Annotated in this window: 17 protein-coding genes and 2 tRNA genes; 2 read left to right on the forward strand and 17 right to left on the reverse strand. The window is 68.6% G+C overall.

The window, feature by feature from the left end:
* Positions 1–44 precede the first annotated feature (44 nt).
* Complete coding sequence (locus BJG92_RS01500; protein ID WP_232082256.1) at positions 45–1,019, reverse strand: methylenetetrahydrofolate reductase; 975 nt, start codon at positions 1,017–1,019, stop codon at positions 45–47.
* 461 nt (positions 1,020–1,480) lie between these two features.
* Here BJG92_RS01500 and BJG92_RS01505 point away from each other — a divergent pair, with 461 nt between their 5' ends.
* Complete coding sequence (locus BJG92_RS01505) at positions 1,481–1,678, forward strand: hypothetical protein (RefSeq protein WP_232082257.1); 198 nt, start codon at positions 1,481–1,483, stop codon at positions 1,676–1,678.
* Positions 1,679–1,681: 3 nt separating this feature from the next.
* Here the strand turns inward: BJG92_RS01505 and BJG92_RS01510 are convergent, their stop codons facing one another.
* The 4 genes from BJG92_RS01510 to BJG92_RS01525 form a co-directional block, all read right to left on the reverse strand.
* Positions 1,682–2,884 carry an ROK family transcriptional regulator gene (locus BJG92_RS01510; protein ID WP_232082347.1) on the reverse strand — a complete coding sequence of 401 codons (1,203 nt, stop codon included), beginning with the start codon at positions 2,882–2,884 and terminating at the stop codon, positions 1,682–1,684.
* A 133-nt stretch (positions 2,885–3,017) separates the two neighbouring features.
* Positions 3,018–4,172, reverse strand: coding sequence for a class I SAM-dependent methyltransferase (locus BJG92_RS01515; RefSeq protein WP_232082258.1), 1,155 nt, complete (start codon positions 4,170–4,172; stop codon positions 3,018–3,020).
* A gap of 148 nt (positions 4,173–4,320) precedes the next feature.
* The gene (locus BJG92_RS01520) at positions 4,321–5,415 is read right to left on the reverse strand and encodes an NAD(P)-binding domain-containing protein (RefSeq protein ID WP_232082259.1); all 1,095 of its coding nucleotides are present in this window, start codon (positions 5,413–5,415) and stop codon (positions 4,321–4,323) included.
* Between the two features lie 174 nt (positions 5,416–5,589).
* The gene (locus BJG92_RS01525; RefSeq protein WP_232082260.1) at positions 5,590–6,480 is read right to left on the reverse strand and encodes an SDR family NAD(P)-dependent oxidoreductase; all 891 of its coding nucleotides are present in this window, start codon (positions 6,478–6,480) and stop codon (positions 5,590–5,592) included.
* A 70-nt stretch (positions 6,481–6,550) separates the two neighbouring features.
* Between BJG92_RS01525 and BJG92_RS01530 the strand changes: the two genes are divergently transcribed.
* The gene (locus tag BJG92_RS01530) at positions 6,551–7,012 is read left to right on the forward strand and encodes a DoxX family membrane protein (protein ID WP_232082261.1); all 462 of its coding nucleotides are present in this window, start codon (positions 6,551–6,553) and stop codon (positions 7,010–7,012) included.
* A gap of 51 nt (positions 7,013–7,063) precedes the next feature.
* Here the strand turns inward: BJG92_RS01530 and BJG92_RS01535 are convergent.
* The 12 genes from BJG92_RS01535 to BJG92_RS01590 all read right to left on the reverse strand — a co-directional run bounded on the left by BJG92_RS01535 (position 7,064) and on the right by BJG92_RS01590 (position 19,230).
* Positions 7,064–7,136: transfer RNA gene (locus tag BJG92_RS01535), tRNA-Ala, on the reverse strand.
* Positions 7,137–7,319: 183 nt separating this feature from the next.
* Positions 7,320–7,392 (reverse strand) — tRNA-Ala (locus tag BJG92_RS01540).
* Positions 7,393–7,535: 143 nt separating this feature from the next.
* Positions 7,536–7,937 (reverse strand): ribosome silencing factor, encoded by a 402-nt coding sequence (gene rsfS / locus BJG92_RS01545; protein WP_232082262.1) that lies wholly within the window; start codon positions 7,935–7,937, stop codon positions 7,536–7,538.
* Positions 7,938–8,062: 125 nt separating this feature from the next.
* Complete coding sequence (locus tag BJG92_RS01550) at positions 8,063–9,388, reverse strand: hypothetical protein (protein WP_232082263.1); 1,326 nt, start codon at positions 9,386–9,388, stop codon at positions 8,063–8,065.
* Positions 9,389–9,395: 7 nt separating this feature from the next.
* Positions 9,396–10,040, reverse strand: coding sequence for a nicotinate-nucleotide adenylyltransferase (gene nadD / locus BJG92_RS01555; RefSeq protein WP_232082348.1), 645 nt, complete (start codon positions 10,038–10,040; stop codon positions 9,396–9,398).
* 55 nt (positions 10,041–10,095) lie between these two features.
* Complete coding sequence (locus BJG92_RS01560; RefSeq protein ID WP_232082264.1) at positions 10,096–10,335, reverse strand: hypothetical protein; 240 nt, start codon at positions 10,333–10,335, stop codon at positions 10,096–10,098.
* A gap of 121 nt (positions 10,336–10,456) precedes the next feature.
* A complete protein-coding gene (locus tag BJG92_RS01565; protein WP_232082265.1) occupies positions 10,457–11,866 on the reverse strand; it encodes a glutamate-5-semialdehyde dehydrogenase in 1,410 nt (469 codons plus the stop codon).
* A 26-nt stretch (positions 11,867–11,892) separates the two neighbouring features.
* The gene (proB, locus tag BJG92_RS01570; protein WP_232082266.1) at positions 11,893–13,074 is read right to left on the reverse strand and encodes a glutamate 5-kinase; all 1,182 of its coding nucleotides are present in this window, start codon (positions 13,072–13,074) and stop codon (positions 11,893–11,895) included.
* Positions 13,064–14,653, reverse strand: a complete 1,590-nt coding sequence (gene obgE, locus BJG92_RS01575) for a GTPase ObgE (protein WP_232082267.1) — start codon at positions 14,651–14,653, stop codon at positions 13,064–13,066. Before obgE ends, proB begins: the two co-directional genes overlap by 11 nt.
* A 116-nt stretch (positions 14,654–14,769) precedes the next feature.
* Complete coding sequence (rpmA, locus tag BJG92_RS01580; RefSeq protein WP_069952019.1) at positions 14,770–15,033, reverse strand: 50S ribosomal protein L27; 264 nt, start codon at positions 15,031–15,033, stop codon at positions 14,770–14,772.
* A gap of 62 nt (positions 15,034–15,095) precedes the next feature.
* Positions 15,096–15,404, reverse strand: a complete 309-nt coding sequence (rplU, locus tag BJG92_RS01585; protein WP_232082349.1) for a 50S ribosomal protein L21 — start codon at positions 15,402–15,404, stop codon at positions 15,096–15,098.
* A gap of 538 nt (positions 15,405–15,942) precedes the next feature.
* On the reverse strand, positions 15,943–19,230 hold the full coding sequence (locus BJG92_RS01590) for an Rne/Rng family ribonuclease (protein WP_232082268.1): 3,288 nt from the start codon (positions 19,228–19,230) through the stop codon (positions 15,943–15,945).
* Positions 19,231–19,703: the final 473 nt, after the last annotated feature.

The raw sequence follows: 19,703 nt of genomic DNA on the forward strand, positions 1-19,703 counted from the left end.
AGCGGGGGGTGGCGAAGCGGGGCGGTGGCGAAGCGGGGCGGTGGCTAGCCGGCGAGCTGGCGACGGCCGGCCAGGCGCTCGTGGCGACTGTGCCGGTTGCCGCTTCGCGGCCGCGGCAGGGCCAGCTTGTCCAGCACCTCCAGGGCGGCGGCGTGTTCGTTGAAGGTATATAGGTGCAGTCCCGGCGCGCCGGCAGCCAGGGCCGCATTGGCCAGGTCCACGGTGGCGCTGACCCCGATCCGGGTCCGTTCGGCGTCGGTATCGGCGGCGGCAAGCCGTTCCATGATTTCCGGTGCCGGTTCGACGCCGGTCAGCTCGCCGAGGCGGGTCAGCCGCCGGACGCTGGTGAGCGGCATGACGCCCGGGATGATCGGGATGGTGACGCCTGCCCGGCGGGCCCGGGTCAGGAGAGCGGCGTACTGCTCGGTGTGGAAGAAGACCTGGGTGATGGCGAAGTCGGCGCCGGAGCGCTGCTTGGCCAGGAGCACCTCGACGTCGTGCGCCTCGCTGGGGGATTCCGGGTGCCGGGTGGGGTACGCGGCGACCCCCACAGCTACCTTGCCGGCGCACAGCAGCGCCGAGCGGCGCTGTTCGACGCGTCGGATAAGTTCGATCAGGTCCTGGGCGTAGCGCAGCGACCCCTCCGGCGGGGTGCCGCCGTCCCTTGGCTGGTCGCCGCGCAGGGCAAGGATGCCGCGCACGCCGACGTCGAGCAGCTCGCCGATGATCTCCGCCAGTTCCTGCGGGGAGTTCCCCACACAGGTCAGGTGGGCCAGCGGCCGCAGCGTCGTTTCCTGCACCAGCCGGTTGATGAGCTCGACGGCGGTGTTCCGGTTGGAGCCGCTGGCGCCGTAGGTCACCGAAACATAGTCCGGGTCGGTGGCTTCAAGTTCGCCGATGGTGGTCCAGAGCGACTCGGCAGCCGCGGGCGACCGGGGCGGGAACAGTTCATAGGACAGCGCGACGGGAGCCGCGCCGGCAAGATTCGGAGGGGTGGCGATGAGGCTTGGTGGAGACATTTGCGTCCTTGGCTGTGAACCATTGGCGGCGTCGCCGGAAACCGGAAAACGGTAACCGGAAGCGACGTCCGTCAATGAATTGAGTTGGGGGAACACGGAAGAACTCCTGCAGGACGCAGCCGCGACTGGTACGCCTGATACAAAGTTGTCCGTGAGCAAATGTCAGGCCCACATGGGGGCACCCACACCCTCCTGGGCCGCCCGTGAAAACTATCAAGGGGCAGGCCGTTCGCGGAGGATCGCTGACACGTTACTGGGGTAACTTGTATAGAACTCTAGAGGCGGACGCGGGCGCATTCAAGTCGCTTTCCGAATTAAGACGCGTCTTGACGTCCTATCCCGCGTCCGGACAGAATATTGTTCGCCATTCTTTGCCAGCAGTGTCAGCCGCGGCCATCAGGGGCACTCAGGGGCCATCAGGGGCACTCCCCATCGTGTCCGCGCAGGACTATCCTGTTGCCATGATCCAGCTTCCAGCCAGCTACCAGGAGTATCTCGCCGGCAAGAGCGAGAGTTTCATCAACACGGTCCGGCCGATCCTGATGCAGTCGGCAGCGGACCAACGCCACGGCGTCCGGATCCTCGTGCTTCCGCACGGCCATCAGGCGCACCTCGACGAGACCATCCCGTTTGGGACTGTCGTGGAAGATATCGACTAAGGCCTAGCCCTCCAGCAGGAGCCGCTGTGAGCGGGGGGCCAGCGTGTGCTCCAGGACGAGGCAGGCCGCCCCGATGGCTCCCACGTCCTCGCCGACGCCGGTGCCCACGACTTCGATCTCGTGGATCTTCTTGGTAGCGCTGCATTCCCTGACCAGGCCCGGGATCCGGTCCAGGTAGCGTTCCGAGAGGCAGGTCCAGAACGGGCCGCCAAACACGACGCGCTCCACGTCCAGGGTGTTGGTGATGGTGGAGACGGCACGGGCCACCAGCACGGCCGAGTTGTCGATGATGTCCACGGCCCGCTGGTCACCCGTGCTGGCCGCGGCACACAGTTGCGCGAAGCTGTCCTGGATGGCGGGTCCGTCGGTGGCCAGCAGCGAGCTGTCCAGCACCCCGGCCTCCACGGCCTGGGCAACCAGCACCTGCGGAATACAGGAGGACTTAACGCAGCCGCGCAGGCCGCAGTCGCAGGCGGCGCCGTCGGGGTCCACCACGATATGGCCGATTTCACCGGCGTTGCCGGACGTGCCGCGGACAACTTCGTCATTGAGGACGATCCCGCAGCCGATGCCAGTTCCCATGTACATGAAGATGAAGCTGCCGGCGCCGCTCGGGCCGCCGGCCCAGGTTTCCGCCACCGCGGCGCTGGTCACGTCCTTGTCCACCAGGGTGGACAGTCCGGTGGCGGCCGCCAGGGCATCCCGCAGCGGCACACGGTCCCAGCCCAGCAGGAGCGGAGGGTCCACGACGGTGCCCTCATTAAGGTCGATCGGGCCGGGAGACGCGACGCCGAGGCCGGCGATCCGGGCCGGATCCACGCCGGAGTCTTTGACGAGTTGTTTGATCTCGGCGGCAATCGTGTCGATGACGCCGCGCGGATCGGTGCCGGCAGGGGTCTTGATCCGGGAATGCCTGACCACGGCTCCCACGAGGTCCAGCACCACGAACGTGGTCACGGCAGGATCCAGGTGGACGCCGATGGCGTAGAATCCGGAGGGATTCAGGCGCAGCATGGTCCGGGGCTTGCCGGGGCCGGTACCCTCCTTGCCGGCCTCGTAGATCAGGTTCTGGTCCAGCAGGCGGCGCGAAATATTGGAGATTGTTTGCGGGGACAGGCCGACAATCTGGGCCAGCTCCACCCGGCTCAGCCCGGCCTTGGAGCGCCGGATGGCATCGAGGATGACGGTGAGGTTGAAATCCCCCATGCGGGGTAAATTCGTTCCGCGCCTCGGTGCGGGCTGGCGGATCTCAGTCACTGATACCCCTAAACGTCTTTGGCTAAGCACTGCCTATCTCAGAATCGTACGGCACGCGCGGTTGCCCGCCCACAGGCACGCTTCACACTGACGCAGATTTGCGGGTGCTTGCTGTCACCGTGAATTTCGGGTTCCGGCCCACCTCCCGGGTGGGGCCGATCAGCCGCTCCAAAGCGGGCCGGTAGTGCAGGTGGCTGTTGAACACCGTCCAGAGCTCCCCGCCCGGCGCCAGGACCCGTCCGGCCGCCTCGATCAGCTTGATGCCGGCCCCGGCATGGACCGTGGCGCCCACGTGGAAAGGCGGGTTCAACAAAATCAACTCGGCGCTGGCCGCGGGCAGGGACTCCATGGCATCGTCCTGCAGGACATCGATCCGGTCCTGGAGCCCGTTGGCCCGGGCGGTGTCCCGGGCGGAATCGACGGCGGCCGCGGACTGGTCAGTGGCCGTGACACGGGACTCCGGGTTGGTGCGCGCGTACATGGCAGCAAGGATTCCGGTGCCGCAGCCGAGGTCAACGGCGTGGCGGACCTGCGGCATGGCCGGCAGGAAGTCCAGCAGGAAGCGGGTCCCGATGTCCAGTCCGGTGCCTGCAAAGACGGCACCGCGGGCGCAGACGGTCAGGCCGAGCTCGGCGTTGCCGCTGCTGACGGGAAACGGCGGTGGGCTGCCCGGCGCCTTGGGCCCCCGGGCCAGCAGGATCCGGGATTTCTGCCGGGCAAGCTGCGGCTGGACCTCGCCGAAGTAGCGCTCCAGCACGCCGTTCATGCCAACGCTCATGTGCTTGACGCGGCCGCCGGCCAGCAACACCACGCCTGGCGCGGCGTGGCGGGCCACGGCGTCGGCGATTTCCTCCAGCTCGGCGAGGGACTTAGGCAGCTGGACCAGGACAATGGTGGCGCCCGACAGGAGGTCCGGGCCGAGCGGGAGCTGTTCGAAGCCGGCTGTGATTGCCAGGGCGTCGGCGTTGTGGCGGAGGGCGCGTTCGCCGGTGATGAGGTCCTGGTGGACCCGGACCGGGCCGGCACTTCCGCCGCGCGCGCCCAGGGCCAGCGCGCCCAGGGTAAGGGCCCCGTAGCGGTCCCCGACGATGGCGAGCCTGCTTCCGGGCTCCAGGAATCCGGCCGCGGTGTCCAGCAGGAGCCTGTCCGTGGCATCCCACGCTTGCAGGTTGGCCGCCTCGACGTCCGGGAACCTGCTCAGCCGGGAGAACAGGGATTCGAGATTGTTGTCCGCCACGCGCGAGCTGCCGCCTTCATTCGTAGATCTTTGTCTGGTGGTTCGTCAGCAGCCTGGTTCATCAGGGCCCTGATACGTCAGTGCCCTGATACGTCAGTGCCCTGGTTCGTCAGGGCCCTGGTTCGTCAGTGCCCTGCGTCTTCATGCCTCACTCCAATTTATCCTGCTCCGCCAGCATCGTGAGGATGCCGGCCACCGCTGCCCTGCCCGCCCGGTTGGCGCCTATGGTGGAGGACGACGGTCCGTAACCGACCAGATGCACCCGTGGCTCCGCTGCCACCCGGGTTCCGTCCATCGCGATTCCGCCGCCGGGGCCGCGCAGGTGCAGCGGGGCGAGGTGGTCCAGCTCCGCTCGGAAGCCGGTGGCCCACAAGATCACGTCGGCGGCCAGAAAGCTGCCGTCCGCCATCCGCACACCACCGGCTTCGATGCCGGTGAACATGGGGTGGCGCTCCAGCACGCCGCGGGCTGCGGCCGCGCGCAGTGCCGGGGTCCAGATCAGGCCGGTCACGGCGACGACGCTCTGCGGCGGCAGTCCCTGGCGGACGCGCTGCTCGACGAGGGCGACGGCGTCGTGCCCCGCCTTCCGGTCGAAGGCGGCCTCCCGCCACACTGGCTCCCTGCGGGTGAACCACGTGGTGGTGGTGACTGTGGAGATCTCATCCAGCAGGCCGACAGCGGAGATTCCGCCGCCGACCACTATCACGTGCCGGCCGCGGAACTCCTCGGCCGAGACGTAGTCCGCGACGTGCAGCTGCCGGCCGCGGAAGCCGGACTGGCCCGGATAGATGGGCCAGAACGGCCTGGTCCAGGTTCCGGTGGCGTTGATCACCGCGCGGGCGGACCACTCCCCGCGGGACGCGCTGATGCGCAGCCGCCCGGCCGGATCGCCGTCCTCCCGGCTGACAGCGCGGACCTTGACCGGCCGCTCGACGGCCAGCGCAAGCTCGTCCTCGTAGCCGGCGAAGTAGCGGGTGAGGAAGCTGGAACTGGACTCTTCCGGGTCCACGGCGGGCTGCTGGATGCCGGGCAGGTCGCTGATGCCGTTCACGGTGGCCATGAGCAGGCTCTTCCAGCGGTGGCGCCAGGCGCCGCCGGGGCCGTCCTCGGCGTCGAGCACGGCGTAGCTCCTGGCCCCGGGACTGCCGGTGCCGGCCGGAACGAAGCCGCGGCGCTGCAGGTGATAGGCGGCGGAGAGCCCGGCCTGCCCGGCGCCGATCACGACGACGTCGGCGGACCGCACTGCATCCCCGGTAATGGTCCGGCCCCCGCTCAGGTCTTCTTGACGACGTCGGCGAGGATATTCCCCACCGCATCCCTGTCCGGCATCGGTTCCTCGCCGGAGCATTCGGGACACGGGGGCAGGGACTCATTCACGCCCCCAATGGTAGCCGCGCCGGAACGGCCGTACCGGTGTTCAGCCGGCGTGCGACGCGGGAGCCCACCCCTCGAGCAGCTCCCAGAAGGCGCGGGCCCGCTCCGGGTCCTGCGCCTCCGGGCTGGGAGCGGTGATGGTGGTGCCGTCGCAATAGAGCCCTCCCGGCGACGCTGCGTCCCGCTCCGCCCAGTCTGCGGCGAGCAGCGCCGCCGCCTCCGGGGACGTGGCAAACGGCATGAGGGGCAGAACCCAGCGCAGCAGCGGACGCATGGCGCCGTGGGCGGTCCCCGCAGCAGTCCGGGGCACGAACCCGGGACAGAGTGCGTCGGCGTGGACGCCCTCCGGGCCGTGCCGGCGCTCCCATTCGGCCATGAGCCAGAGCTGGGCCAGCTTGGCGTTCTTGTAGGCGCGGTCCGCATGGTAGCCCTCAGCCAGGAACGGGTCCTCGAAGCGGAAGCGCACGGGCGTCCCGCGGCTGTCCGGGGCATGGAGATTCGAGGCCAGGAACAGGAGGCGGGCGGGCCGGCTGAGCGCCGGCAGGAGCAGTGTGCTCAGCAGGAACGGCCCGACGGCGTGCACCTGGAGTGTCTCCTCAAGACCGTCGGCAGTCAACGTCCGCCGCGGGGGCGGAATGAGGGTCCCGGCATTGTGCACGATCGCATCAAGGGCCACGCCCTCCCGGAGCAGTGCTGCCGCGAGGGCGCGCACACTGGCCAGGGACGCGAGATCCAGTTCCTTGACCTCCACCCGCGCGCCGGGAACGGACCTCTCGAATTCGGCATGGGCGGCGACGCCGGCTGCCGGATGCCGGGCCGTGAACACTACCCGGTGACCGCGGCGCAGCAGCTCCAGCACCGTCAGGCGGCCGATCCCGCGGTTGCCGCCGGTCAGCAGGATGGTTTTGGCGTTCGGTGCCGTTGCTGCGCCCATGACTTGAGCATAGGCGCCGCGGTGCGCGTTGCTAAGCTGTTGCTCCGCCCTGACGTGAAAGTGGGACCCGATGGCCGACGGCCTGGACCAAGACACGAAGCACTCCCCCGGCGGGTCCCGCCGGCGCAGCGCCGGAAGAATCCTGCTCGGGGTGTTTCTCCTGATCGCCGGCATTAGCCACCTCACCTGGAGCCGGGAGGCGTTCCGTGCCCAGGTTCCTCCGTGGCTTTCCCTGGACGTGGACTTCGTGGTGGTGGCCTCAGGGCTCGTGGAGATTGCGCTGGGACTGGGCCTGCTCCTGGTCCGGCACCGGCGGGCCGCCCTGGGCTGGATCGTTGCCGCCTTCTTCGTGGCGGTGTTTCCGGGAAACATTTCACAGTTCGCCACGGCCACGGATTCGTTCGGCCTGAACTCGGACCTGAGCCGCGGAATCCGCCTGCTCTTCCAGCCGGTGCTGGTGCTCTGGGCCCTCTGGTCTACCGGTGCGTGGCGGGCCTGGCGCGGCCGCGCCGACCTCGGCCCTGGCTCTTAGGCTCGTGGGTTAAGCACTTGAGGCCCTGCTCTCTGAGCAGGGCCTCAACGGTGGAGCTGAGGGGACTCGAACCCCTGACCCCCTGCATGCCATGCAGGTGCGCTACCAGCTGCGCCACAGCCCCGAACTTGCCGGTGAGGCTCCGGTTTCCCGGAAGCAACCTGATTATCTTAAGCCACATTTCCCGTTGACGCGAATCGACGAGCTCGGGATGAAACGCCTGGCCGGAGTTGCCGGTATTTTGCGCCCTTCTCGGTGCGGGACAAAAAAATCCGCCGGAATCTTTCGATTCCGGCGGATTATCCGGTGGAGCTGAGGGGACTCGAACCCCTGACCCCCTGCATGCCATGCAGGTGCGCTACCAGCTGCGCCACAGCCCCGAACTTTGGTTGCCCCCGGCTCCTTCAGCTCTCGCCTCCGGCTCCGGATTCTGGTCCGGATCTCTCCGAAGCAACTCAAATATCTTAGAACAGCCTTTCGGAAAATTCCAAATCGGGCATATTCGGGCTGATCGGCCCGGCGGCTACTCCGTTTCGGAGGCGACAGCGGCCTTGGCCGAGGTGTCGTCACCGAGCTGAAGGTCGACGACGGGGCAGTCCTTCCAGAGACGCTCCAGGGCGTAGAAGACGCGGTCTTCCTCGTGCTGGACGTGGATGACGATGTCGCCATAGTCCAGCAGGACCCAGCGGCCGCCGGAGCGTCCTTCGCGGCGGATCGGCTTGAGATCGAACTTGGAAAGTTCGTCCTCGACGCCGTCGACAATGGCGTTGACCTGGCGTTCGGACGGCGCCGAGGCGATCAGGAAGATGTCGGCGAGGGCCAGACGCTCGCTGACATCCATGGCTACGATGTCTTCCGCGAGTTTCTCCGCGGCAGCTCGGGCTGCGTGGCGGGCTGTTGCGATGGCTGATTCTGTTGCAGTCACGGGACTCCTTGTTGGGTGAAAAGCTTAGGTGGTGAAAAGCCGAAGTGTTCAAATGCCAGGTTGTGAAAATGCCGGGTTGTGAATTGCCGGGGCCCGGGCGCTGGCCCGGCGCCGGAGTCTCGGGGCTAGCGGGCCAGACCGGTGAGGATCAGGGTGATACCGGCGATGAGGGCCAGAACGCCCAGCGCGAGGACGCCCAGCCGCAGCAGGCGGAGGCGGCGTGCCCTGCCGAGGCCGGCCGTGGCCGCGTCCAGCGGATCGAGTCCGTAGGCCGACGTTGCGGCCACCGGCGTCCGGCCGGCGACCTCCTCCTCGGACGGACCGATGTCATGGCCGGCCGCTGCCGGAACAGCGGCGGCTGGCCCAGCAGCGGCGGTCCTGGCGGCAGCCTCGGCACGGGCCAGCACACCGGCACGGCCGGTGGCGGGTCCTTGGCCACGCTGCTGGGAGGCGCCCGGACGGCGGTTGCCGGACTTCCGGCCATCACCAACGCGGGGGCCCGAGTTCGTGACGACCGGAACGTAGGACGTGGCAGGGCGCTTCATGACTGGCCGCTCCACGCCGGGAACCTGGACGAACTCCAGGGGTGTGACCATGGCCAGGTTGTTGGCGGTGGTGGGATCGTTCCGCACCGGCTCCGGCTGGCTGTTCTGCTCGGCCAGCTTCTGCCTGGCCGCGGCGCGGCGGTTCAGCACCGCGGCCCGCTCCGCCAGGGCAATCTGTTCGGCCAGCACATCGGGGTCGACGGCGTCGGGATCCACGGCGTCGATGTGCTCCATCTTGGCCAGCTGGTTTTGGGCCTGCTGGGCCAGGAGCTCCCGCGCGGCGAGGGCCTGCTCGACGGTCATGCCGCCGGGTGCCCTGCCTTCGGGAGAAGCGCCTTCCGGTGCACCGCCTTCGGGTGCCGTGCCTTCGGGTGCACTGCCTTCGGGTGCCGTGCCGCCGCCGGGCTTGACGCCACGCTGGGGCACCACGGGTGTGGCCCGGGTCCGCGGCGCGGCCGGGACGATCAGGTTGGCTGAGGTCGCCGGGGCCGTCTCGGCCGCCAGCTGCAGAAGGCGTAGCTGGCGGCGGGTGGGCGGCCCGCCGGCGGCGAGGTGGCCCTCTTTTTCGGCCAGTTCCTTGATGGTTCGCAGGGTGGCCCGGTCCCGGGCCCGGATCTGGGACGAGCGCTCCGCGCTGACCCGCACCGCGTCCACCTGCCCGCCGGGCACCCGGCGGCGGCCGGTGATTTCAGCCGGCGTAGGCTCGCCGGGGTCAACCGGCGTCTTGGAGCCGGCGTTCCGTGCGGCAGCGTCACTGGAGCCAGCGTCACGTGCGGCAGCTGTATTTGAGGCAGGGCTGACCGGGCCGGGACCTGGGGTACCGGATTCCTGGTTCGCTTCCAGGCGTTCATCTCTGGCCTGCCGCAGTTCGCGGCGGCTGCGGACGGGTGGCTGTTCCTGACTCATTGCAAACTCATTCGGTACGGGCGGGTTGGGCTATCTCGGTGCTTCGGTCAAAGCGTGTGACGCGGGCGGCGGCACTGTAGTCAACGGCGGCGGAGTCGCCGTCGTACAGTCCGTACTTGGCGATGTACTGGACCACGCCGTCCGGCACGAGGTACCAGACGGGGTTGCCGGCCGCGACCCTGGCGCGGCAGTCCGTCGAGGAGATCGCCATGGCGGGGACCTCCAGCAGGCTGACGTCCTTGCGGCCCATCCCGTCAAGGACGTGGCCGGGGCGGGTGACGCCGACGAAATGCGCCAGCGACCAGAGCTCGTCGATGTCTTTCCACGAAAGTATCTGGGCGAGGGCGTCCGCCCCGGTAATGAAGAACAGGTCGGCCTCGGGCCGCAGCGTCCGCAGGTCCCGCAGCGTGTCAATCGTGTAGGTGGGTCCGGGCCTGTCAACATCTACCCTGCTGACCGTGAACCGCGGGTTGGAAGCTGTGGCAATGACGGTCATGAGGTAGCGGTGCTCGGCCTCGCTGACCTTCCTGCTCAACTTCTGCCAGGGCTGGCCCGTCGGCACAAACACCACTTCATCCAGGTCAAACTTGGCCGCGACCTCGCTGGCCGCCACAAGGTGGCCGTGATGGATCGGGTCAAACGTGCCGCCCATCACACCCAGACGCAGGCGGCGCGAGGCGTCGCGCTGCTTCACGGCGGCGGAAATATTAGTGGCCTTGGCTGTGATCGTGCTTGTTCGGGTGCTGGCGGTGCGGGTCCGCGTGCTCCTCGACGGCTTCGTGGCGCTTGCCCAGGTTGGAGTAGGACAGCGTGATGAACAGAAGGACCATGAGGACCGCGAACATTGAGGCGCCGATGACGAACGGCGGTGCAATGAGCGGCGCGAGTTCCTCGTGGCCGGTTTCGCCGGCGGCGGCGATGATGGTGGCGATCTGCTGCGACAGCATGTACTCCCCTAGTGGGTTCAATTTTTTGACGACGACTTTTAACGACGACTTTTTGCGACGACTATTCACAACGGACTGATGTGCCCGCCGTTCCGGACTTCTGTTCCATGTTACAGCGTTATTAGCCCCTGATCTGGCCCTCGCCCTGCACGATCCACTTGGTGGTGGTCAGCTCGGTCAGTCCCATCGGGCCCCGCGCATGCAGCTTCTGGGTGGAAATGCCCACCTCGGCGCCGAGGCCCAGCTCGCCGCCGTCGGTGAACCGGGTGGAGGCATTGACGATCACCGCGGCCGAATCGACCTCCGCGATGAAGCGCTCGGCGTTGGCGAGATCGTTGGTCAGGATCGCCTCGGTGTGCCCGGTGGACCAGGTGCGGATGTGCCGGACAGCCTCATCCAGGCTGTCCACCATGGCCACGGCGAGGTCCAGATCCATGTATTCGGTGGCCCAGTCCTCCTCGGTGGCGGGCACGGATTCCACGCCCGCCGGCAGGGCCGCGCGGATCCGCTCGTCGGCGTGCAGCGTGACGCCGGCGGCGCGCAGTGCGGCGGCCACGGCCGGCAGCACCGTGGAGGACGAGTGCACCAGCAGGGTTTCGACGGTGTTGCACACACTGGGGCGCTGGGTCTTGGCATTGAGCAGGATGTCGACGGCCATGTCCTCGTTCGCCGAAGCGTCCAGGAAAATGTGCACGTTGCCTTCCCCGGTCTCGATCACCGGCACCTTGGCGTTGGCCAGGACGGACTGGATCAGCTCGCGCCCGCCGCGGGGAATCAGCACGTCCACGCGGCCGCGGGCCCGCATGAGGGCGTTCGCGCCGTCGCGGCCATACGGATCGACTGTCTGCACCGCGTCGCCGGGCAGTCCCACCGATTCCAGGGCGTCCCGGAGGACGGTGACCAGGGCGGCGTTGGTGGCCTGCGCGGCGGTCCCGCCGCGCAGGATCACGGCGTTGCCGCTCTTAAGGCCCAGCCCGGCAATGTCCACGGTCACGTTGGGCCGTGCCTCGTAGATCGCGGCGACGACGCCCATGGGCACGTTGATCTGGCGCAGCCGCAGCCCGTTGGGGAGCGTCTGGCCGCGGACCACGTTGCCTACGGGATCGGGAAGGTTCGCGAGGTTTTCCAGGGCTGCGGCGAGGGCCTGGATGCGCCCCGCGGACAGGGTCAGCCGGTCCAGCAGGGCCGCGGAGGTGCCGTTGGCCCGGCCCGCGGCAACGTCCTTGGCGTTGGCGGCGAGAATCCGCCCCTCGCGTTCCAGCAGGGCCGCGGCGATGGCGCGCAGGCCCCGGTCTTTCCATGCCCGGTTGGCGCGGGCCATCCGGCGGGCGGCGTGGCGTGAACGGTCGGCGATGGCGTGGACGGCGGCCTCGACGTCGGTTTCCGTGCCTGATCCCGGGGCTTCCGGCACCGCCCCGCGGGCTGCCGGTTCGCCGGGGGCACCCTCCTGCGGCCCGTCCGCCGGGAGCAGTCCATCGGCAAACAGCTTTTCGGCGAGCACGGCAGAGCGGGGTGTCAGGGCCTCAGTCATGCCTTCAGTTTAGGCGAGCGGAGGGCTTAGACCAGCACCAGATCGTCAACATGAACAACCACGCGGTCATATCCGCGGCCGAGGGCCGTGCCGAGTTCCCTGGTGGTCCGGCCCAGCATCTGCGGCAGCTCCTCTGACCCGTAGTTGACCAGCCCGCGGGCGATCACCGTGCCGTCCGGGGACACCATTGCGACGGCGTCGCCGGCTTCGAAGGTCCCCCGCACGGCTGTGATGCCGGCCGGCAGCAGGGAGGTGTGGCGGTCGCGGACGGCCTTGACGGCGCCGTCGTCGAGCACCAGTGTGCCTTCCACGGAGGCGAGGTGGGCCAGCCAGAGGAGCCGGATGGGCTTCCGGGAGCCGCTGACGGAGAACCAGGTTCCGACGTCCTGGCCGGCCAGTGCGGCGGCAGCGTTGGCGGTGGAGGTGACGAGGGCGTGGATGCCCGAGCCCGCGGCGATGGTGGCGGCCTCGACCTTGGTCACCATTCCCCCGGTGCCGGTCCCCGCCGCGCCGGTGCGGCCGATCGTGATGCCTTCGAGGTCGTGCGGGCCGGTGACGTGGGAGATCCGCTTGGCCCCGTGGGAAGGCGGTCCGTCGTAGAGGGCGTCGACGTCGGAGAGCAGCACCAGCGCGTCGGCGCGGACCAGGTGCGCCACGAGCGCCGCGAGCCTGTCGTTGTCACCGAAGCGGATCTCGTGCGTGGCGACCGTGTCGTTTTCGTTCACGACGGGCACGACGCCGAGGTTCAGGAGCCGGTCCAGGGCCCGGAAAGCGTTGGTGTGCTGGCTGCGCCGCATGAAGTCATCGGCCGTCAGGAGCACCTGGCTGACCGTGACGCCGTGCGCGCCGAACGCGTGGGTGTACCGGGCCATCAGCAGGCCCTGGCCGACGCTGGCCGCGGCCTGCTGGGTGGCGAGGTCGCGGGGTCGCTTGACCAGCCCAAGCGGGGCAAGGCCAGCGGCGATCGCCCCGGAGGACACCAGGATGATCTCCGTTCCCTCGTTGCGCTTGCGCGCAAGGGCGTCGGCGAGGTCCGTGAGGGCCTCTTCGGAGATGCCGCCCTTGAGGGACGTCAGCGAGGAGGAGCCGACCTTCACGACGATCCGGCGGGCCCCGGAAAGCACAGTCCTGTCCGGCGCCTGGCGGTCAGGGGCCTGGCGGTCAGGGGCGCCGCCGGCACCGGACACGGTGACGGTTTTACTCGTCATCCGTTTCGCCCAGTCCACTCTCCTTGAGCGGTTTGGCGACCCTGCGGCTGCTGACGGATTCGGTCCAGATGCCGGCCTTGCGCTCGGCCTCAAGCTCGGCGCGGGCGGCGGCCTTGGCCTCGCGGCGTTCGACCTGCTCGTCGCGCTTCTGCCCGCGGGTGGGGCGGTCGCCGATGTCGGCGAAGCGCACGTCGGTGCCGCGCGGCGCGGCGAGCAGCTCGGCACCGGCCATCATGGTCGGCTCCCAGTCGAAGACGACGCCGTCGTCCTCGCCGATGACGACCGTGTCGCCCGGCACGGCGCCCTGCTTGAACAGTTCGTTTTCGACGCCCAGCTTCGCGAGGCGGTCCGCGAGGTAGCCGATCGCTTCCTCGTTGGTGAAGTCGGTCTGCTTGACCCAGCGCACGGGCTTCTCGCCGATGACGCGGAACAGCGGCTCGAGGTTCTTCTCTTCGCGGCGGATTTTGAAGCCGGATTCGTTGACGGCGCGCGGCTTTAGGACCGGGGCGTGGACCTTGGGCGGCGCCGCGGCGAGGGCGTCGCGGGCGGCCTGGACGATTTCACCCATGGCAAAGCCGAGCTGGCGGAGGCCTTCGTGGCTCGTGGCCGAGATCTCGAAGACCTTGTAACCGCGGGATTCCAGTTCCGGCCGGACGAACTCGGCCATGTCCTTGCCATCCGGCAGGTCCACCTTGTTCAGGGCGACCAGGCGGGGGCGGTGGTTCAGCGGCACCACCTCGCCGTCGGCTCCGCTGTAGCTCATGTCCACGGCGTACTTCTCGAGCTCGGCCTCGATGATGGCAAGGTCCGAGAGCGGGTCGCGGTCCGACTCGAGCGTGCCGCAGTCCAGCACGTGCACGAGGGCGGCGCAGCGTTCGACGTGGCGCAGGAAGTGATGGCCGAGGCCCTTGCCTTCGCTGGCGCCCTCGATCAGGCCCGGGACATCGGCAATGGTGAAGCGGACGTCGCCGGCCTGGACCACGCCGAGGTTCGGGATGAGCGTGGTGAAGGGGTAGTCGGCGATCTTGGGCCGGGCGGCCGACATGGCGGCAATGAGGCTGGACTTGCCGGCGGACGGGAAGCCGACGAGGGCGATGTCCGCGATGGATTTCAGTTCCAGGACGACGTCGCTGGACTCGCCTTCGATGCCGAGCAGCGCGAAGCCGGGGGCGCGGCGCTTCTGCGAGGACAGCGAGGCGTTCCCGAGGCCGCCGATGCCGCCGGCGGCCGCGATGTATTCGGCGCCTTCGCCCACGAGGTCCGCGAGGACTTCGCCGTCCTTGGACTTGACCACGGTGCCTACGGGCACCGGAAGGATCAGGGTTTCGCCGTGTTTGCCGGCGCGCCAGTCGCCCATGCCGGGGCCGCCGTTGGTGGCGTGCCGGTGGGGGGCGTGGTGGTAGTCGAGCAGGGTGGTGGTCTGGGGATCGACACGAAGGATGACGTCGCCGCCGTTACCGCCGTTGCCGCCGTCGGGACCGCCGAGGGGCTTGAACTTCTCGCGGTGGACGGAGACACAGCCGTGGCCGCCGGTACCGCCGGATACGTGCAGTACTACCCGGTCTACAAAGCTCGCCACGTGGATCTCCTCAGTGCTGTTCCTTGGGCCACCGAAGCGCCCAAGATGATTGTCATGCGGTTAAAACACCGGTGGAGCGGACCTAATGGCCCGCCCCACCGATTGAGAACTGGTTGCTACTCTGCGGCTGCAGCAGCCACGATGTTCACAACGCGACGACCGCGCCGGGTGCCGAACTCGACTGCACCGGGGGCCAGTGCGAACAGGGTATCGTCCCCGCCGCGGCCTACGCCGGCGCCCGGGTGGAAGTGGGTGCCGCGCTGGCGGACGATGATTTCGCCTGCGGAAACTACCTGGCCGCCGAAGCGCTTGACGCCGAGGTACTGGGCGTTGGAGTCACGACCGTTGCGAGTGGAACTCGCGCCTTTTTTATGTGCCATTTGAAAATGCCTGCCTTAAAAATTCTAGGGAATCTGCGGAAAACCTGAACAGTAACGGTGAGTTACTTGATACCGGTGATCTTGACCTTGGTCAATTCCTGACGGTGACCCTGGCGCTTCTTGTAGCCGGTCTTGTTCTTGAACTTCTGGATGACGATCTTCGGACCACGAAGGTCTTCGAGGATCTCAGCCGTAACCGTTACCTTGGCCAGGTCCGCGGCAGCGGACGTAACCTTGTCACCGTCGACCAGGAGCAGTGCGGGCAGCTGAAAGGTGCTGCCGGCTCCACCGGGGACGCGGTTCAGGGTAACGAAGTCTCCAACGGAAACCTTCTCTTGCCGGCCGCCTGCGCGGACAATCGCGTACACCACTGTGGAACTCACTTCTCTCGACGTTTATTACTAGATTTGCGTGCGGAACCTGGATCCAAGTTGTTTGGTCCGGCTCACGCTGTGCCTCTACGCCGGTGGATTCCCCGGGGGAACCCATGAGTTATCCCGTGGAAGGAACATTCGAAAAACGAATGGACCGTCCTCAAGGTCATAACCCAAGTGTTGGCGTAAGCACCGAAGATCTAGACTACGCTAATTTTGCCTTCGGCCGCAAACGAGGCTGGTTCCGGCAAGCCGCGCGTGATGGACATCACCCGATGGAGACAAAGCGTTCCCTGCACTGAGTTTCCGGAACCGTGCCCGACTATCCTACAGGCTGCGTCGGCGCTCCGGGTCAGGCGCGCAGCCCCGGCGCGTCGAGGAAGTCGACCTCCGCGCGCTGCAGCCCGCGCCGGTCCGCTAGCTGGCCGCCTTAACGACGTCGCGGGTGCGGCCCGAACACCGGCGAATTGCTCCGCCGGGTCCGGACCGCACCCGCAGCCCTAGTGACCTGATCCTGCTGAACTGCTGCCCGCCGTTAGAGCTCCGATGCGGGGACGCCGACGCCGAGGATGATCGGCTCGTTCGCGGCCGGCTTCACCGCTGCCGGCGCGGCGGGGGCCTTCGCCTCGTGCACCGCACCGGCGGCCGGCGACGCTGACGCGCGCTGTTCGGTTGCCTCGCGGTGTTCGACGGCGGTCGCGTTAGCCGCCCCCTGGGCGCGGCTGGCACTGCGGTTGCGGCGTCCGCGGCGGCCCCGCGACGTGCCGGCCTCGGTGTCAGCCTCGGTCTGCGAACCCGGGCCCTGGGCACGGCCCGGTCCGGTCCCGCCGGTACGGGCGGGTGCCGCCGAGGAGGCCCTGGCAGCCTTGGCCGTCGGAGCCTGCGCTGCCTGCGTCCGGTCTGGTGCCGAGGCTTCAGCGGCGGGCCTGACGTCCTCGGTGTCACCGAGCTGGGCGAAAGCCTCGGTCAGGAGGTCCAGGGTCAGGGCAGGAGCGGGAGACTCATCGGCGTGCTCGACGAACGGCAGGGCAACCTGCTCGCCACCGAAGGTCAGCACCGCAGCAGGACGCCCGGCTGCCTCCTCCGTCGCGGCAAACTGTGCCACGGCGTCGACGGCGGCCTGGCGCGCCTCGGCGTCGGCCGCCGTGGCAGTTTCCCCGTCGTGCAGGTGGGCAGCATGCGCCGCGGCGGCGATGTTTGCCAGAGCGGCGCGGGCGGCGTCGGCCTTGGCGTGGCGTTCGGCCTCGGTGGGCTCGGCGTGGGCGGGGGCCGTCGTCGACGGTACCGACTCCTGGCCCTGGCCTCCCCTGCCGCGGCGGCGGCTCTTGCGCTCGGTCCGGGCAGCCGGTGCGGCCTCGGCGCGCGGCACGTAGTGCTCGGCCGCGACGGTGTTGGCCCGGCGGTGCTCCACGGGCTCGTCATGGGTGACGATTCCGCGGCCGGCACACGCTTCGCACTGCTCGCCGAAGACTTCCAGGAGCCCGGTACCCATCCGCTTGCGCGTCATCTGCACGAGCCCCAGCGAGGTCACCTCAGCCACCTGGTGCTTGGTCCGGTCCCGGCCCAGGCACTCCACCATGCGGCGCAGCACGAGGTCGCGGTTGGATTCGAGCACCATGTCGATGAAGTCGATCACGATGATGCCGCCGATGTCCCGGAGCCGGAGCTGCCGAACCACTTCCTCGGCCGCTTCCAGGTTGTTCTTGGTGACGGTTTCCTCGAGGTTGCCGCCGCTGCCGGTGAATTTGCCGGTGTTGACATCCACCACGGTCATGGCCTCGGTGCGGTCAATCACGAGGGAGCCGCCGGAGGGCAGGAAGACCTTGCGGTCCAGCGCCTTGTGAATCTGCTCGTCGATCCGCCAGGACGCGAAGATGTCAGTGTCCTTGGTCCACTTCTCCAGCCGGCCCACGAGGTCCGGAGCCACGTAGGTGACGTAGGCCTCGATGGTGTCCCAGGCTTCCTCGCCGGAGACGATCAGCTTGGAGAAGTCCTCGTTGAAGACGTCACGGACCACCTTGATGGTCAGGTCAGGCTCGCCGTAGAGCAGCTCGGGGGCAAGAAGCTTGCTCGAGGTCGATTGGCTCTCGATGCCTTCCCACTGGGCGCGCAGGCGGTTGATGTCGTGCGTGAGCTCTTCCTCGGACGCACCTTCGGCCGCGGTGCGGACGATCACGCCGGCGTCTTCCGGCAGGCGGTCCTTGAGGATCCGCTTGAGGCGGTTGCGTTCGACGTCGGGCAGCTTCCGGGAAATGCCGGTCATGGAACCACCGGGCACGTACACGAGGTAACGGCCGGGCAGCGAGATCTGGCTCGTGAGGCGCGCGCCCTTGTGGCCCACCGGGTCCTTCGTGACCTGGACCAGGACGGAGTCGCCGGACTTCAGCGCGTTCTCGATCCGGCGCTGCTTGCCTTCGAGGTTGACCGATTCCCAGTTCACTTCACCGGCGTACAGCACGGCGTTGCGGCCGCGCCCGATGTCAACGAAGGCGGCTTCCATCGAGGGCAGCACGTTCTGGACCTTGCCCAGGTAGACGTTGCCGATCAGGGAGTCCTGCTGGGTCTTGGAGACGAAGTGCTCGGCCAGGACGCCGTCTTCGAGGACGCCGATCTGGATTCTGTCATCGCGCTGGCGGACGATCATCTGCCGGTCCACGGACTCCCGTCGGGCCAGGAACTCGGCCTCGGTGATCACCGTGCGGCGGCGGCCGGTGTCGCGGGACTCGCGGCGGCGCTGCTTCTTGGCCTCGAGGCGGGTGGAGCCCTTGAGGGACGTGACCCGGTTGTTGACCGGCGCCTCAGTGGCGGCACGCGGTGCGCGGACGCGGGTCACCGTGTTGGGCGGGTCGTCGTCGCCCCCGCCGGTCAGCTCCAGGTCCTGTTCACCACGACGGCGGCGGCGGCGGCGGCGCGAGGTCACGCCGTCCTCGAGCTCGCCCTCGGAGCCGTCGTCGGTTTCCTCGCCGGACTCGTCGGTTACGCCATCAGCGCCGGGCTCAGTGTCGGCTCCGCGGCTGCTGCGTCCGCGGCGTCCACGGCTGCGGCGCCTGCGGCGGTTGCCGGCGTCGTCGCCGTCGGCCTCTTCGTCTTCTTCGTCTTCGGCCTCTACCGGCACAGCGGCGGCCGGAACCGGGCGCGCGACGGCGGTCAGGTCGGGGGCCTGGAAAATCATCGACGCGACGGCTCCCGGCTCAAGGAAGAGCGAGGAAGCTGCGGCGGCCGCCTGGCCGCCCGTTTCTGCGCCGGTTTCTGCGGCGGAAGCCTGGCCGCCGGTTTCTGCGGCGGGGGCGTCGGCGGGTTCCGCCGGGGCCTCGGCGGGAGCCTCGAGTGCCCCGGCTTCCGGGGTCGCCGGTGCCGGTTCGGCCGCCGGGGCCGCGGCCTTGGCGCGGCTGGCGCGACGCCGGACGGGCTTCTCGGCCGGGGCTTGGACTGCGGGGAGGTCAACCGCTGCCGTTTCGGCTGCTGCTTGTTCGGCAACTGGCGCCTCGACTATCCCCTCGGCGACGGCCCGGGAGGGTTCGGCCGCGGAGGGTTCGGCCGGTTCGGCGACCTTGCGGGACCGGGTGCGGCGGGCAGGTGCCTTGGCCTTCGCCTCGGGGGCGGGCTCGGCGGCCGGCTCCGCGGCGAAAGCGGCCTGCGCGGCTTCTGCTTCTGCCTCGGCCGGGAGTCCGGCCGCGGCGGTGGGTGTCTTGGGAAGCGCCTTGCGTCGGGTCCTTACGGGCCTCTTGGGCGGAGTGGCAGCCGCCGCGGCTTCCGCTGTTTCTACTGTCTCTCCAGCAACGATCGGTGCTTCGTTGCCGGCTACTACCTGGTCATTATCCATATGTGGCCACGCTCCTGCCCCTGGCCTGCCGCCACATCCGGCACCCGTCGGGGCAATTATTTGTCAACACCCGCAGGCATTGACAGAAGTCAATTGGATACCCTCAGGTTCGCACCGGCAGTGGGGTGCGGCAGCCCTGGAGGGCCGGCGGAATTGTCCTGAAACCCGTTGCTCTACACGTCACAACCAGGTGCCGTCCAATGGCATTGCGGGATAGCCGGGATCAGAGGATCCGTGGCTCCCTGCTCATCATTGGCGGTCTTGGGAACAAAGTCGCCGGACCGGAATCCGGATGTGGATCGGGTTCCAGCCATGTTCATTGTCTCACAGGACCCGCCAAAGCAGTCGGAGGCAGCGCGCAGGCACCGCACCGTCCGGCCGCACCCGGGCAGCCGGTGCCCCCTCCCGGACTTCCACCAGCGTGCGGCGATACAATCGGAGCAGTTGCACCCGACGCAAAGGACTGTCCATCC

The sequence above is a fragment of the Arthrobacter sp. SO5 genome, from assembly GCF_020532805.1.
Taxonomy (GTDB): Bacteria; Actinomycetota; Actinomycetes; order Actinomycetales; family Micrococcaceae; genus Arthrobacter.